The 13,243-nt window shown below is 67.0% G+C and carries 14 protein-coding genes and 3 tRNA genes; 4 read left to right on the top strand and 13 right to left on the bottom strand.

All coding sequences use genetic code 11. The annotated features are described in order from the left end of the window. Positions 1-28 precede the first annotated feature (28 nt). The gene (locus tag QQ657_RS09820) at positions 29-604 is read right to left on the bottom strand and encodes an NADPH-dependent F420 reductase (protein WP_284741777.1); all 576 of its coding nucleotides are present in this window, start codon (positions 602-604) and stop codon (positions 29-31) included. Positions 605-694: 90 nt separating this feature from the next. On the opposite strand from QQ657_RS09820, the gene QQ657_RS09815 reads away from it, so the two are divergent. Continuing rightward, complete coding sequence (locus QQ657_RS09815) at positions 695-1,234, top strand: MarR family winged helix-turn-helix transcriptional regulator (RefSeq protein ID WP_284741776.1); 540 nt, start codon at positions 695-697, stop codon at positions 1,232-1,234. A 555-nt stretch (positions 1,235-1,789) separates the two neighbouring features. Here QQ657_RS09815 and QQ657_RS09810 read toward each other — a convergent pair. Beyond that, the gene (locus QQ657_RS09810) at positions 1,790-1,999 is read right to left on the bottom strand and encodes a hypothetical protein (protein ID WP_284741775.1); all 210 of its coding nucleotides are present in this window, start codon (positions 1,997-1,999) and stop codon (positions 1,790-1,792) included. A 121-nt stretch (positions 2,000-2,120) separates the two neighbouring features. On the opposite strand from QQ657_RS09810, the gene QQ657_RS09805 reads away from it, so the two are divergent. Then, entirely contained in the window at positions 2,121-2,972 is an 852-nt protein-coding gene (locus QQ657_RS09805; protein WP_284741774.1) for a hypothetical protein, read from the top strand. Between the two features lie 42 nt (positions 2,973-3,014). Here the strand turns inward: QQ657_RS09805 and QQ657_RS09800 are convergent, their stop codons facing one another. From QQ657_RS09800 to QQ657_RS09770, 7 genes are all read right to left on the bottom strand, one after another. Continuing rightward, a complete protein-coding gene (locus QQ657_RS09800; protein ID WP_284741773.1) occupies positions 3,015-4,913 on the bottom strand; it encodes a site-specific integrase in 1,899 nt (632 codons plus the stop codon). 424 nt (positions 4,914-5,337) lie between these two features. Beyond that, a complete protein-coding gene (locus QQ657_RS09795) occupies positions 5,338-5,676 on the bottom strand; it encodes a helix-turn-helix domain-containing protein (protein WP_284741772.1) in 339 nt (112 codons plus the stop codon). After that, positions 5,673-6,854: a tyrosine-type recombinase/integrase gene (locus QQ657_RS09790; protein WP_284741771.1), complete on the bottom strand. Its 1,182-nt coding sequence runs from the start codon at positions 6,852-6,854 to the stop codon at positions 5,673-5,675. Before QQ657_RS09790 ends, QQ657_RS09795 begins: the two co-directional genes overlap by 4 nt. A gap of 106 nt (positions 6,855-6,960) precedes the next feature. Continuing rightward, complete coding sequence (locus tag QQ657_RS09785; protein WP_284741770.1) at positions 6,961-7,185, bottom strand: hypothetical protein; 225 nt, start codon at positions 7,183-7,185, stop codon at positions 6,961-6,963. Between the two features lie 121 nt (positions 7,186-7,306). Beyond that, positions 7,307-8,047, bottom strand: coding sequence for a hypothetical protein (locus QQ657_RS09780; protein ID WP_284741769.1), 741 nt, complete (start codon positions 8,045-8,047; stop codon positions 7,307-7,309). A gap of 734 nt (positions 8,048-8,781) precedes the next feature. Then, positions 8,782-9,246: a macro domain-containing protein gene (locus QQ657_RS09775; RefSeq protein WP_177231783.1), complete on the bottom strand. Its 465-nt coding sequence runs from the start codon at positions 9,244-9,246 to the stop codon at positions 8,782-8,784. A gap of 122 nt (positions 9,247-9,368) precedes the next feature. After that, on the bottom strand, positions 9,369-9,767 hold the full coding sequence (locus QQ657_RS09770; RefSeq protein WP_143086439.1) for a hypothetical protein: 399 nt from the start codon (positions 9,765-9,767) through the stop codon (positions 9,369-9,371). 595 nt (positions 9,768-10,362) lie between these two features. Between QQ657_RS09770 and QQ657_RS09765 the strand changes: the two genes are divergently transcribed. Both QQ657_RS09765 and QQ657_RS09760 read left to right on the top strand, forming a co-directional pair. Further along, the gene (locus QQ657_RS09765) at positions 10,363-10,524 is read left to right on the top strand and encodes a hypothetical protein (RefSeq protein ID WP_284741768.1); all 162 of its coding nucleotides are present in this window, start codon (positions 10,363-10,365) and stop codon (positions 10,522-10,524) included. Continuing rightward, positions 10,521-10,679: a hypothetical protein gene (locus QQ657_RS09760; RefSeq protein ID WP_284741767.1), complete on the top strand. Its 159-nt coding sequence runs from the start codon at positions 10,521-10,523 to the stop codon at positions 10,677-10,679. The genes QQ657_RS09765 and QQ657_RS09760 overlap by 4 nt, the downstream gene beginning before the upstream one ends. Before the next feature lie 39 nt (positions 10,680-10,718). On the opposite strand, the gene QQ657_RS09755 is transcribed toward QQ657_RS09760, so the two are convergent. The 4 genes from QQ657_RS09755 to QQ657_RS09740 all read right to left on the bottom strand — a co-directional run bounded on the left by QQ657_RS09755 (position 10,719) and on the right by QQ657_RS09740 (position 12,939). Next, positions 10,719-10,790 (bottom strand) — tRNA-Cys (locus QQ657_RS09755). 203 nt (positions 10,791-10,993) lie between these two features. Then, positions 10,994-11,066 (bottom strand) — tRNA-Val (locus QQ657_RS09750). A gap of 30 nt (positions 11,067-11,096) precedes the next feature. After that, positions 11,097-11,169: transfer RNA gene (locus tag QQ657_RS09745), tRNA-Val, on the bottom strand. A gap of 159 nt (positions 11,170-11,328) precedes the next feature. Next, entirely contained in the window at positions 11,329-12,939 is a 1,611-nt protein-coding gene (locus tag QQ657_RS09740; protein ID WP_091628463.1) for a TROVE domain-containing protein, read from the bottom strand. Positions 12,940-13,243 lie beyond the last annotated feature (304 nt).

The raw sequence follows: 13,243 nt of genomic DNA, 5'->3' as shown, positions 1-13,243 counted from the left end.
ACCCAGAGCCGGTTGGAGTGGTGTCGGTTTAGGCGACGATGGCGAACCCGCCAGTCCAGGAGACCTTCTCCCTGACGGCGAGCGTGAGCTGGAGGAAGCCGACCGCTTCCAGTTCGCGGGCCCGATCCAGAGTGCCGGCGTCGGTTGCACGCAGGCCTCCGGCCGTGACAATTTCGGCGAGCCGTGCCTTGGCGTCCGCATCGTCGCCGGCAATGAGCACGGTGCTCAGCAGCGGGCCGATGGTGCCGGTGGCGAGGGTGGCGGCGAACGTGGTGTTGAACGCCTTGAGCACGCGGGACTGCGGCAACGCAGCGGCGATCTCAGCGGCGGCCGAGCCGTCGGCCGCGACGGCCAGGGAGTCGAACGTCTCGAAGTTCAGCGGGTTGGTGATGTCGACGACGATCTTGCCGGCGAGTTGGTCGCCGCGCTTGGCCAGAACCTCGGTCACAGCCAGGTAGGGGATGGCGAGCACAACGATGTCGCCGGTGACCGACTTGTCGGTGTCGACGTGCCCGATTGTCTCGACCGTGCTGCCGCCGGCCGCGACGATGCCCGCGATAGCCCGACCCATGTTGCCGGTGCCGATGATGCTGACGTGCGCCATGATGAGCTCCCGAGACCATATGGTTGTAGTTACAACTAAGACCGTACGCTACGATAGTTGTAGATGCAACCGTTTCCGGAGGGTGCGACTGTGGACACGAATTGGCTGAACCAGCAGGAGCTGAGAGCATGGGTGCGACTCGCCGCAGTACTGGAGCTCCTGCCCGGGGTACTCGACTCCCAGTTACGACGCGACGCCGGCCTGACCCACTTCCAGTACTACGCGCTCGCGATCCTCTCGGAGTCACCGCAGCAAACACTGCGGATGACGTCCCTTGCCGCAGCCACCAACTCGACGTTGCCTCGGCTCTCCCACGTAGCACAGCGGCTCGAGGACCTCGGATTGACGGAACGGTTCCCCTGCCCGGAGGACGCCCGGGCCACAAACATCCGGCTCACGGCCAGCGGCCGGAAGAAGGTCCGGGCGAGCGCGCCAGGGCATGTACGCAACGTCCGGCAGCACGCCATCGACGCTCTGAGCCCCGAACAGGTCAGCCAGCTGACCGCCATCACCGATGCGATTCTGCGCCGCCTCGACCCAGCGGAGACCATGTCCCAGACCTATCGCCGCTACGACTCCGCCCCGCCGGAGTCCGGCCGCGAGAGTACGGCCACGAAAGCAGGACGCTGACTACGGGTCCGAAGGCCACGAACGTGCCCGCCCGCGCTCGAACGTCCGCATAGCTGCGGGGTTCCGGTTGGCGCAAGCTGCGCCCCCCTCGATGGGCTCGAGGCCCTCGACGAGCAGCCCCGGCTGCGGCGTCGTCATCATCGCCCGTCCTGACGATCTGCTCGAAAGCGCTCAGGCCCAGCCCGACCCGGACACCCCCTGGCGCAAGGCCCCGCCGCCGGCGCACGTCGACGACTTCCGCGCCCTGCTCAAAGCCACCGCCATGCGATTGGGCCGGCCCATCCAGATCCTCCGCCGCACGACCTGGGACCCGACCGACCTTCAAGCCAACAGGCGCCGAAAAGCGCCGGGTGCAGGACGAGGCCACCCGCGCCTGGTACCTGCACTCTGCCCGCTACTACAAAGCCGGTGACGTACCTTGGCGCCTACCCCGCGAGGCCAGTGACCTGACCAGCTTGCTACGTCGGCGAACGCCACAGTGAACCCAAGGCAATCGATCTTGAAACGGCCGTGGAACGGGAGCGGATCCGCTGGTGGAACGCGCACGCGATGGAGCTACCTCCTGATGAAGGTCGCAATAGCAACAGTGGCGCTCGCGATCGTGGCGATGCCGACGACGACTGTCCACCAGATCGAAAAGCTCCGGCCGGTCTGCTTGGAGTCGCGGCTCGGGTTGACGGTCGGGAACTTCAGGAGTGCGACGAGTGCCAGCAGGAACATCGCCACCAACGCCACCAGCAGCAGCATCGTCAAGGAAGGAGTCATGGCCGTGAGCGTGCCTTGCACCGATTAAGCGTTGTATCCGGAGGTCGGAGGTATGTACGAACAACACTTAAGCGGTAGGGTGAGGTCTATGAGTCGAGGCTGGGGCAAGGTGCAGCGCCACGTGGTGGCCACGTTGACCGAGGCCGCAGAGCGGCGCGAGGACGCTTGGGTGCTCTTGCGCAGCTTGGCTGGTCAGGACCCGGCGTGGGACGACAACGGAGAACCGGTGAAGGTCAACAAGTCCCGCGCCGAGGCGACCAGACGGGCTGTGCGCGGGCTCGTCGCGGAGGGAGTCGTCGAGAAGCGAACAACCCGGCTCGGCACGAAGACGCTGGCCGTGGTGCGACTACGCCGAAAGGAGCCAGACGAGCCTTCGATACTGCCGAAGTCGATGGACCAGATGTTGAATGCCGACCTGCATCGCCAGAATCTCGTGCACAACGAGTTGCTGCAGGCGCTCGGATCGCGCTATCGACGGCAACTGGTCGCAAGGCTCGACACGGAGACGGCGAGGTTGTACGTCCCGGATGACCCTCAGGGCACCTACCAGACAATTTATCTGAACCAACCAGCGCCGCCGAACGAGCACCAGTGGTTCGCGGAGTACGCGACTTTGTTCTCCCGCCCCGGAAAGGAGGCAGGCAGCGCGGTCGGAAGAGAGATCGAGATTCAAGTAGAGGCGGCGCTCACTCGCCGTGGGGTGGCACGCTGCGACAGTTGCCGTGCTGCGCAACGCGAGCAATGCGATGCGTTCACTCGCCCGGTTAAGGCGATGACAGATCGTGAACTCCAACTCGAAATGTCAGCATTGTTGGGCTGGGATGCCCGGAAGCTCCTGGACAGTGCGTGGCGAGAACTGTCAGCACTGCCGGACGAGCAGGACGAGACCTGGGTGGCTGTCGCCACTGACGCACCCATGACCGGCGTGCCAGGCGGTTCCCCGTCGAAGGCAAACCGATGTCTGGATTCCTGAGCCTGCACTGGGAGCACTGGCGAAAGAACTCCCGTTTGGTGGTCATCGCGGCAGAGTGGATCTGCGCTCGGGATGGGCGGCGTGCACGTAGTCCATCGCGGTGGTGACGCTGATACCGAAGATCCGCATGAGGTGCACGGGATCGGCGGTGTGGCGGGCCTCGTCGAGAATTCGGTCCTGTCTCAGCGCAGACGGGCGGACGCCGAGAGGCCGGAAGATCACGTCGATGACGTGACTGGACACTGGTGGCTCGCTAACCATGTCCGCCGACTGTTCGCTGATCAGCAGGTATGGGTTAGACGCAGCTGGCCAGCGACGATGTCGCTCTCGCAGCCAGGCCAGCGCGAGCTGGAGGGTGAGCTCATCGAGATAGACGACGTGACGTCCGCCGCGGCGGCGGACGATCAGCGTGCCGCACGCCCGATCGAGGTCGGCCAGCTTCAGTTCGGTGACCTCGCGCTTGCCGAGAGCGTGGATCGCGATGAGCGCGACGACAAGCTTGGCCAACGGACCGTCCGCGCGGTCGATCAGGCCGCGCAGCCGGTCGGTGGAGATTGAGGCGGGCAGTCTCACGATGGCAGCGACGGTGAAACCTCGGGTGGGGTCGCGGAAGATGACGCGTTCTTGTTTGAGTGCACGGAAAATGCTGCGGAGCGCGGTGAGCCGATCGGCGGCGGGGTGGCCGATGAGTCCGTGCATCGCGCTGTCGATGTGTTGCGGAGTGATCTCCCGAAGGCTGTCGTATTCGTTGCTCCAGTGCTGAAGGACTGGGTAGGCGTAGCCGAGGTACTTGCGGATGGTCTCAAACGACCGGGCCGGATGAGGGCGCCGCCCTTCGCCACGAAGGACCTGCGCCCAGCGGCGCAGCTCGTCGGCCAGGCCAGCTGGCAACGCCTGAATCCGTTGCTCGAGAACCCGTTCATGGGTGCCGACCCGGCGATCCGGATCCGGAATGAGCATGGCCCGCGAGGCAAGGAATTCAACGGCACGGCGCGCGTTCGTGCCAGGCCGATCCGACGGGAGAGAACGAACATCCGCTTCATGAATCGGGGCGTCGGCGCCGATCCACGCCAGCACGATGCGGAGACTGCGAGCCACCAGGCCTCGAAGCGCATCCTCCCAATGCCGGCTACGGGCATAGCGGTCGAGCTCTGTCATCAGTGCCTTGGCGGAGGGAGCCAACGCAGGCAGCTGGTCCAGCGAGCCGGCAGCGATGCAACTCCAGTCGCGCCGGACCTCGAACAGCTCGTCTTGGCGAGGATCGACCAGATGCGGCGAAAGTCGAGCTTGCGGTCGATCTGCTGCTGTGCGTCGACGGGCCCGGTAGCCGGGAAGATCCGCGCCGAGATAGCCCGCGCGGTGTCGCAGCTTGAGCGCGAACTGGCCGCCGAACCACAGCTGCGTTCCGCGCTGACCGGTGGCGTCCGGTCCATGTTCAGCAATGTGCACCGAGCAGCCTCGACAGAGGCCGTCAGCCCGGACCGGCGACTTTGTTCGCCGGCATCGCGAACAAGGGCCGATCGGATGCCGCAGGCTGAATTTCCAGCTCTGGCAAGGCCTACAGCGTGGATAGGCGTGGATGCCCCAGCAACCACAGTCGATACATCCACGCGCTACTGAAGTGTCTTTGGTCGTGATCGGAAGGGCGACACGGCGCGGACCTAACATGCCTGCTCGACGCAAGATCTCGGTCATGTGCTTGTCGAACCTCGGCAGATCGTCCAGCACATCAGCCGTGACCAGCGTTTCCCCGTCAGCGTCACGTATGGCGAGCACCAGCCGACCGATGCGCGCCAGCCAGTACTGGATTCCTTTCGAGAAACCGCGCTCTGTGGCGAAAGCGAACGCAACGGCACGCACCTCGTCCTGCCCGTGCAGAACACGGTCGCGGATGCGGGCCTCGTCCGCTTCGAGGATCTGGCGCCGCGGCCGCATCAACATGAGCTGACCAGGAGTCGCCGGAGGCAGGACCCGCAGATCGTCCGCGAACCGCGGAGCGGCGGCGTGTAGCCGTTCCAGCCACGATCGTGGCCGACTGCGGTCCGGTGTTTGGCCCCGCAGCGGGCGGTCCAGTGGTTGCGCTGACGGTAGGCGAACTCCGGGCAGGATCAGGCCCAGCTGGCACGAACCATCGGAGCGTTGATCGATCATCCAGCCGGGATCGCTGGTCCGTATTTCGCGCAGACACAGGCGACATAGGTTGTCGGTGTTGACATGGCTGGAGTGCCCACACCGCTGGCAGTCCGCCACGGCGACATGCTTCTGCCTCCAGGTCGAGCAGCTGACGCAGTCTGCGTACTGGCGAAGCTCACCCCAGCCGAAGCAGACCCGGCACTGGCCGACCGGCCACTGACGTCGCGCCACGTCAGTTGGGCGGCAGCGAACGACGACCGCCCGACCGGCCACGCCGTGGCGTCGGCCGCACCGCGCCACCGGATTCGTCTTCGGCGCCGACGGCGCGCTGTTGCCGGGTCTCGTCGCTGCTGGCCAAGGGCTCGGCTTCCAGCAGGTCGGCGACCGTGCAGTGCAGCGCGGCGCAGATCTTGTCTAGATCGTCCAGCCGGAGGCTGATCGGTTTGTTGCTCCACAAGGCAGCGACCTTGGACAGGGACGGTTCGAACCCGACTTCCTGGAACGCGGCCAGCAGGTCGCTGGGCCGCCAGATGTCGCGCTTGGCCGCCGCCCAGCGCAGATTCCACTTCATCGCAGGTTCCCCTTGTCCATAACGAGTCGTTGCACCGCCCTGCCGGCGGCATCCAGACTGGCCCTCTCTGGATCGGCGTGTGCGGTGGCTAGGTATGAAACTGTGGTCGTCGGCCGATCATGGCCGAGAAGTTTCTGTACTTCCCACAGCGACATCCCGCGCTCGTAGTTGTGCGTCGCGCACGCATGCCGCAGCAGGTGGGGATACAGCTCGGTCACCGGGCCGGTCACGAACCGGTGGCCAGCGGCCTTGAGCGTTCTCCGGAACGTGGACGGCGTCACCGCGATGCCTGGGACATCGACGTTCAGCGCTGTCACGGCCGTCGGGATCCGCTCGGACGGAAACAGCGGCGCGGTCAGGTCCTCGGGGTCATCGCAAAACTCACCACGGACTTCCTCGACGTACCACCAAAGCAGGGCGCGGCCGTCCTCGAACAGGTATGCCTCGCGCTGCCTGGGGCCCGACCCGCGAGCGCCCTTGCCGTTGACCAGGAACCGGCCCCATTGGCCAGATTCCCAATGCACGTCGCCGATCTTCACCGAGCACAGCTCGGCGGCCCGAACGCCAGAGATGTAGGTCAGCTTGCCCATCACATAGTCGCGGCGAGCGATGACTGGCTTGCGCGCTTGATCCAGCGAGTCTCTCCAGCGGGTGAAGAACTCGCGTGTCGCCCGCTGCGACGGCGGCACCCGCAGCCCGAAGTCGCCACGGTGCCGGGGCCGGTTGAATGGATCTATCGGTGACTCGACGCCGATGCCGAACAGGCGGGCGATCTCGCCGGCGTAGCGTTGCTCCAGGAACGCGAAATAGTGGTCGAGCAGGTTCATCTTCTGGCGCACAGTGGAGCGGCCGCGCTTACCCGGCCCGGCGAAGTAGTGATCTACCTGCCGCGGAGTCAGCCGCCACGCGACCACGCCGTAGTGCTCACAGATCTCGACCACCGGCCTGACCAGCCGGTCCAACGTGGTCGCAGCCAGGCCGGACACGTCGCGCGCCCACTGGTACTCCGCCAGCGTGTCGAGGTAGAGCGTCTCCTCGCCGCCGTCCGATGCGCTGGCTGCCTTCCGCCGCTGCAACGTGACGACCTCTGCCAGATCTGCCTCGGCGATCGGCTCGTCGCCGGCTGGCGGGGTCGTCGACGAGAGGAGCGACAGCCTGCGACTCCTGGAATCCGACACAGCGAGGTAGATTACACGAGTTACTCCTGAAATCCAGGAGTTACGCCCGGAATCCTGGACGATTCACTGTGGACAAGGGGACCGGTCCTGGCCTGCTGAAATGCGACTACGCGGCCAGCTCCATGGGCGGGGAACCTGTGCGTACTCCAGTTACGCGCACAAGTCGCGCGCCGAGCTGCTCGGCTGACTCGGTCAGGAAGGCGTAGAGGCTGTCTTCCTCGATCAGTGTGTCGCAGAACAAGAGGATCATGTCGTGGGTGCCGTGCTTGGCGGCGACGCGCTGAGCGGTGGCCCAGCTGCCGATTCCGCCGCTGGCCTGGATGACGTGCATGAGAGCGAGGTCCTTTCGAGGCGGGGCGACGCCGAGGCGCGAAGTCGGACCGACGGTCGCCGCCGGCGCCGGACGACCTCCGTTGGAACGGGTCCGGCACCGGCGGACGTAGCGGTGGGAGTCAGCTCTGAATGCCGGGCGTCGGTCCGGTGCTGCCGGGTGTGTCTTCCGGTGCGAGATAGACGTCGGTGCCCCAGGTGCGGCAGGTGACGTTGAGCGCTTCCCACGGGTTGGCGCGGAGGAATCCGTTGCCGGCCAGGGCGGCGTCGGCGGCCGTAGTGTCAGCGAGGTTGCCGTCGTCGTCGACCTCGGTGACACAGGCCGGGGTGATAGTCACGTCCGCTCCGTCGGGACCGGCTCCGAGCGCGGTGATTTTGCCGCTGGCCGGATCCCAGCGTGTGTTGTAAGGCTGCGGTTCGACCGCGTCGTCGGTCGGCATCGCCGCGATCGCCTCGGACCACGGGACTCCGAGTGCGGCCCGCCGGTCGCCGGGACTCATCTGGTCCAGTTCGAGGACTTCCCGTGCGGTGAACACGGCATCCCCGTCATGGTCGGTGCTCGCGACGAACCGTCCCAGGCCCGGGACGTAGCGGCAGAAGGAGCCGAGCCACTCGTCGGTCGAATCCTCGTAAACGGTGAAGGACGCCTCGGGGGCGGTGTCGATCAGGTCGTCCGCCAGGTCGAGCAGATCTCCCGGTGAGCAGAGGTCGGGAGTGCACGTCAGTCCAATGAGGAGTGTCCTGCGCTCGACGTGTTCGCGGTGGATCAGGCCGCGGTCCTCGAGAATCGTGGCGACGGAGCGCACGCGGTGCGGCGGGCAGGAGTGGATGGTCAGGCTTGCGGATGCGTCTCCCACGGTCATCGGCTCCCTAGGTCTCGGGTTCGGCGTGAGCTCGCCCAGCTGGTGCCGGGCGGAGCGCGGCCCGAGACGCCCCAGAGACAGGGAGGTGGCAAGCCGACGCCTTTCCGGCTTGCCACCTCGACGAGGCTCTGGGGCAGCGTGGGCCAGGCGCCCGACGGCACCGGCTGCCGTGGCCAGCGACGCGATGTCCTGAACAGCGCCCCAGAGAAGAGACCTATGTGAACTTCCGGCATTTCAACACGGCCTCATAGCAGTTGGCGGTGTGCTTGTGCCGGTACTTCGGGCAGTCCTGCGGAATGCAGCGACTGGTGTGGGTGTGAGCCTTGAGCGTGCAATGCTGATGCGCGTCATAGCATTTTTCGTTGTGAGAGTGAGCCAATCGTCCGTCCACTTCGGTCGCGCTGGAGTTGGAACGGGCGCGCCGGAGCATGGTGGATGGGGGCCGCAGGGCGGGCAAGCGTGCCACGCTCGTCCGTCCGGGGTGGGATCGCGCGCAGCGCGACCGAGCGCAGCGAGGCTGGTCTCCCCTGGACGGCCGGGCGTGATGCGCTTGCCGCGAACCCCCATCCATCGTGCTGGGGTAACCGGTTCCGTCTCTGGCGCCGAAGTGGTGGTTGGAAGGATCGAAGCGACGGGAACTGCTTGGCTTCTCGGTGCCGACCGGTGTCACGGCCGGATGCCGCGCAGGCGACCACCCGGGTCACCTGCCAGCGGCCGATGCGACGGTGGTGCGGCTACGGGAGGTCGTACACGGTAGTGGCGATGCCTCGGGCCGTCAGTGTGTTGTCGATGACGGGAGTGATCTGGTCCCAGGTTCCGCCGGCGAGTCCGGATCCGATGCGGGGCATGTGCACGCTCGCGTCCAGCTCGGCCGCCTGGGCGGCGAGGACGGCCAGGCACTCCTCGAGTGCGTCATAGCGCAGCGGCACTGGGTTGCTGCTGGTGCGGTAGCCACGCTGGGCGACCATGTTCGCGACCCACGTGTCCGGCTCCACCTGCACCAGCTGAACAGCTCCGAGCCGGAAGCCTGCGGTTCGGCTCCAGGTTCGGTACTCGCGCTCGGGCTGCGGCCAGCGCCGTGACACCGCGACGACGAATCCTCTCCCCCAGCCGCCCCGGTCGTTGCAGACGTGGCTGATCACCTTGTTCCCTGAGGCGTCCGGACGGGTGGCGTCCCCGGTGGCGTACTGCAGCGTCATCAGGCGATCCTCTCAGGATTCAGTCGGCTGTCGGCTGGCGGGTGCCTAGCGCCGGAAGTGTCCGGCCGACGTCGACTCGGCACCTCCGGCGGCTCGGCGGACTGCGTGCGGTCCGCCCCGTGCTAGCGGGGTCCGGGTAGAGCGGCCGCGTAGTCGAAGGCGCCTTTGTCGATGTCGATGGGGCCGCCGTCCATCGCGACCGGGATGACACCTCGACCGGCCAGGAGCCCGGCTTCCTCGGGGTCGGCCGCGTAGTCCCAGCCTTCGGCATGGCGGGCTTCGGCGCGGACATGCTCGTGGCCGAACTCGCAGGTGTGGCCGCGGTCGTCGGGCAGATCCCAGGCAAGCCCGCCGCATTCGAGCGTGTAGATCTCGCCGTCCTCAGGATGCATGTGGGGCACGAGCCAGTCGCAGGTCCAGGTGCGCTCGGCCGTGCAGCAGGCGCGGACGGCGTCGATCGTCGCGTGGATGGCAGGGCGTCCATCGAGGTGACCAGCTCGGTTTCCGCAGGTGATCGGCATCCGGCTCTCCTGTTCGGGTGATTGGGTGCGGGGACGCTCATGGTTCGAGCGGAGCCCGCTCCCGGCGCGGAAAGGGTGGGCCGCAGGCCCATCGCGTGCGACGCCGAAGGCGCCCTTGAAGCGCCGGGAGAGGATCCGCTGACGTCGGTGCGTCCTCGCGGCAGCACCCGCAAAGGCGGACGGCAGGAGGTCCCGCCTCGTCAAGCGGGCCATGACCGCGGCCGCGCTCGGGTTCGTAGCGCGGGGCGACAAGGAGTGCCCCGTCCTCGTCCGGCTGCCGGAATGCCGAGGTGCGGCTGGGCATCATCGCGAAGAGCCAGGGTGCCCGCCGCTGTCGGCGCCATGCTGCGACGGGCTGAAGGCCGGTGTCGTAGGATCGTCGCCGCTCGTTCCCCGCGGACGCGGGGCTGGTTCAATTCCGCCCACGCGAACGGGAACAAGATGGATCGTCAGACTTTCGATGCCTTCATGACCTCTGTCGGGGCCCAATCCGCAGGACTCCCGCGCCGCCCTCGCCGATGCGCGGCGTCTCGGCCACGCGCAGTTCGACGACCACCTGGCGGCAAGGGCCTCGGATAGCGAGCCAGCGACCTATGTGACCCAGCACCTGCTGGCGTTCTGGGACGACCAGAGCCGCCAGCATCTCGGCGATGTCCTCATCGGGTGGCTGGAAACGCAGGACTCGGCCGGCGACGCCGCGAGCAAGTGGAAATTCTTCAACGCAGGCTCGGTTATCCGGTCAAGCTGGCGGACTTGATCGAGAGGTTCCGCAATCCGAACGGCCGGGAGATCGTCGTTGACGCACGGCTGGAGAACGCCCTCGCGCACCTGCGCAGCGCCCGTGGTCATGAGGGCGCCGACTTCCTCAATCGGCTCTACGCGAGCACAGTCGTTCGTGCCCTGTCGCGGTGAGCGGATCACGGCGACACAGCGGAGCAGGGCATTTCCGGGAGGCCCGTCCGGGAGTCGAACCCGGTGGACGACGGCTTTGCAGGCCGCCTCACGACCGTCATGACACGGGCCGGAGTCAGCATGGGCTGACCGGTTGTCGCGCGCCGTGGTGCCGACCCACGTCGGCCGGGCTTATGAGGCCCAGCTGGTTGCCGAACCGCGCGCGTCGTCGTCGCGGGGGCGCCCGAGACGAGAATGGGGTGACCGACCGGACTCGCACCGGCTTCGCCTGGAGCCACAATCCAGGGCCTCGTCTTCTTCGGCCTCGGTCACAGTCGTCCCGCCAGGGTTTGAACCTGGGGCCTTCCGCATGTCGCGCGGATGCTCTGCCAACTGAGCTACAGGACGTCGTCACCGTGTCGGTGACGGATGGGGCTGTACGCGTACCAGGACTCGAACCTGGGGCTTCCCCGGTGTGGGCGGGGCGCTCTCGCCGCTGAGCTACACGCGTTCGGCCACCTGTGGGTGGCGTAGTGGAGAACGAGGGTGTCGAACCCTCCACGACGATCTTGCAAGGATCGTCTGCGCACCGGCGCGTCCCCCGTTGTGCGGCCGAGGCCGGCAGGTGACTGCCCGGGTTTCGGGCAGCCACCTGTCGTCGGTCACCGTGTCAGAACGGCCACTTCGTGTCGTGGCCTGCTTCCAGCAGCGGGATCATCGCGAAGCCCTGGTCGGTCAGGCCTGCGAAGGTGTGGCGGTTGCGGCCGCCGCTGGGTGCGTGGCCGTACTTGTATCCGGCGAGGTTCCAGGTGTAGAGCGGTGTGGAGGCCGGGAGCACGTGCCCCACGTCGCCGTAGCTGGCCTGTTCGTCGGTCAGGATCACCACTCGGTCGTGGTCGCGGAAGTGGGTCCGCAGCGCGCCTTCGGTGTCGGTGCCGCCGCCGAGGAAGAATCCGCCTGCGTCCCATCGCTCGACTGCCTTCAGCAGCGACTCGGCCTGCCGGAGGTCGAACACCTTTGTGGCGGTGCGGCTCCAGGCGCCGCTGGAGAACGACACGATGTCTGCCGACGCGCAGCGGCTGCCGAGTGCGAGCCCGAAGACCGCTGCCGCGTCCCATCGCGCGAGGGTGCCGTCCTTGCTGAACACCTCCTGCATCGAGCTGGAGGTGTCGACCAGGATCAGGGTCTTGCCGTCCAGCCGCGGAACGTTGGCCAGCGAGTGGCCGATTGCCTGCTCGAGCGCCCAACCCCAGCGCAGCGACGGCGCCGAGCGGTAGGCGGAGAGAAACCGCATCGGGAACATCTGCGACTTCGCGACCTGTTCCGGGTCGGCCAGTCGGTCCCCGATCTGCTTGGCGACGGCGTCGGAAACTCCAGCGTTGTCGAAGTTGCGCAGGTTGCGCGCGAGGGCCATCAGCCCCATTGACGGGATGATTGCCTCCCATGCTGCCGCGTCCATCGGGCCCTGCAGCCAGCCGGCCAGCGATTCCCAGGTCATGCCCGCGGCGCGCAGCAGGTCCGGGTTCTCCAAGACCGTGCGGCGCTCGTCGACCGGCATGTCCAGCAGTGCCTGGCGTCGTGTCAGCAGCGGCAGCGACGTCGGCGCCGGCATGTCGGGCTGGTGCGGCTTCTTGACGATGTAGCCGAATAGGTCGTGCTGCCAGTCGCCGCGGATGTGCTGGGCGCTGCCCTTGCGGTCGCCGGGATGGGTCAGGTTCAGCAGGTCGGCGAACCGGTACCCGCGGCCTTCGGAGTCCCACTTGACGTAGTTGAACTCGGTGCCCAGGCGCAGGATGGCGTCCGCGACGCCGCGCTTGACCGGCATCGGGAAGGCTCGCCCGTACATCTCAGCCCAGTACGCGAGCAGCTCGCCGGGTTCGTCCGCGCGCTGCAGCACCGATGCGATGACCGACCGGTTGGTGACGGACTCGCTGGCCTCGCCGAGGTCCAGGCGTGCCTTGACGAATTCCGCCGCACCGACGATGGAAGCGGTGCGCATGTTCGCGTCCTGCCGCAGCCAGCGCAGGAACCGGGCGGTCCAGTCGGCGTCGTTCGCCGCCGCTGCCCGGATGAGCTCCGCGTAGCGCGTGTCGCGGTTGTCGGCGGACTCGTAGAAGGTGTGCTCACCGACCATGTTGCTGACCGCGAGCACAAAGAGCTCGGACTGCAGGGCACGGGCATAGCCCGCGGCGCCTTCAAAGGTGAGGCCACTCGGCGACGTCTCCGAGGTGATGGGTGAGGTCGCGGCCGGGCGGGTCCGGGGCGTGTTGAACTTCGACATGCTGGCTCTCTCGGGTCGAGGGAGCCGACAGACAGGTTCAGACGAGGCCCGAGATCACAGCGGCGAAGGTGCTTGTATTGAGCCGCTCTGCCAGTTGAGCTACCAGACCGCAGCCTGGACGGGACTCGAACCCGTAACCCGCTCATGGCGTGAAGTAACCCTCGCCTTCGCAGCGGGCCTCGTCTGAACGTGTCGCGACTCCCGAGATCAAGTCGCCCTACGGTGTTGGATTTCCAATGCGGGGAAGTAACCGTGGGGCTTCGCAACGGGAGTTGCATGTCCACTCCGGACCGCAGCCTCCGGC

This window comes from Amycolatopsis ponsaeliensis, from assembly GCF_030182635.1.
Classification (GTDB): Bacteria; Actinomycetota; Actinomycetes; order Mycobacteriales; family Pseudonocardiaceae; genus Amycolatopsis; species Amycolatopsis ponsaeliensis.
Note: the sequence above shows the minus strand (reverse complement) of the source record. Positions and strands in the feature narration are given on the sequence as shown.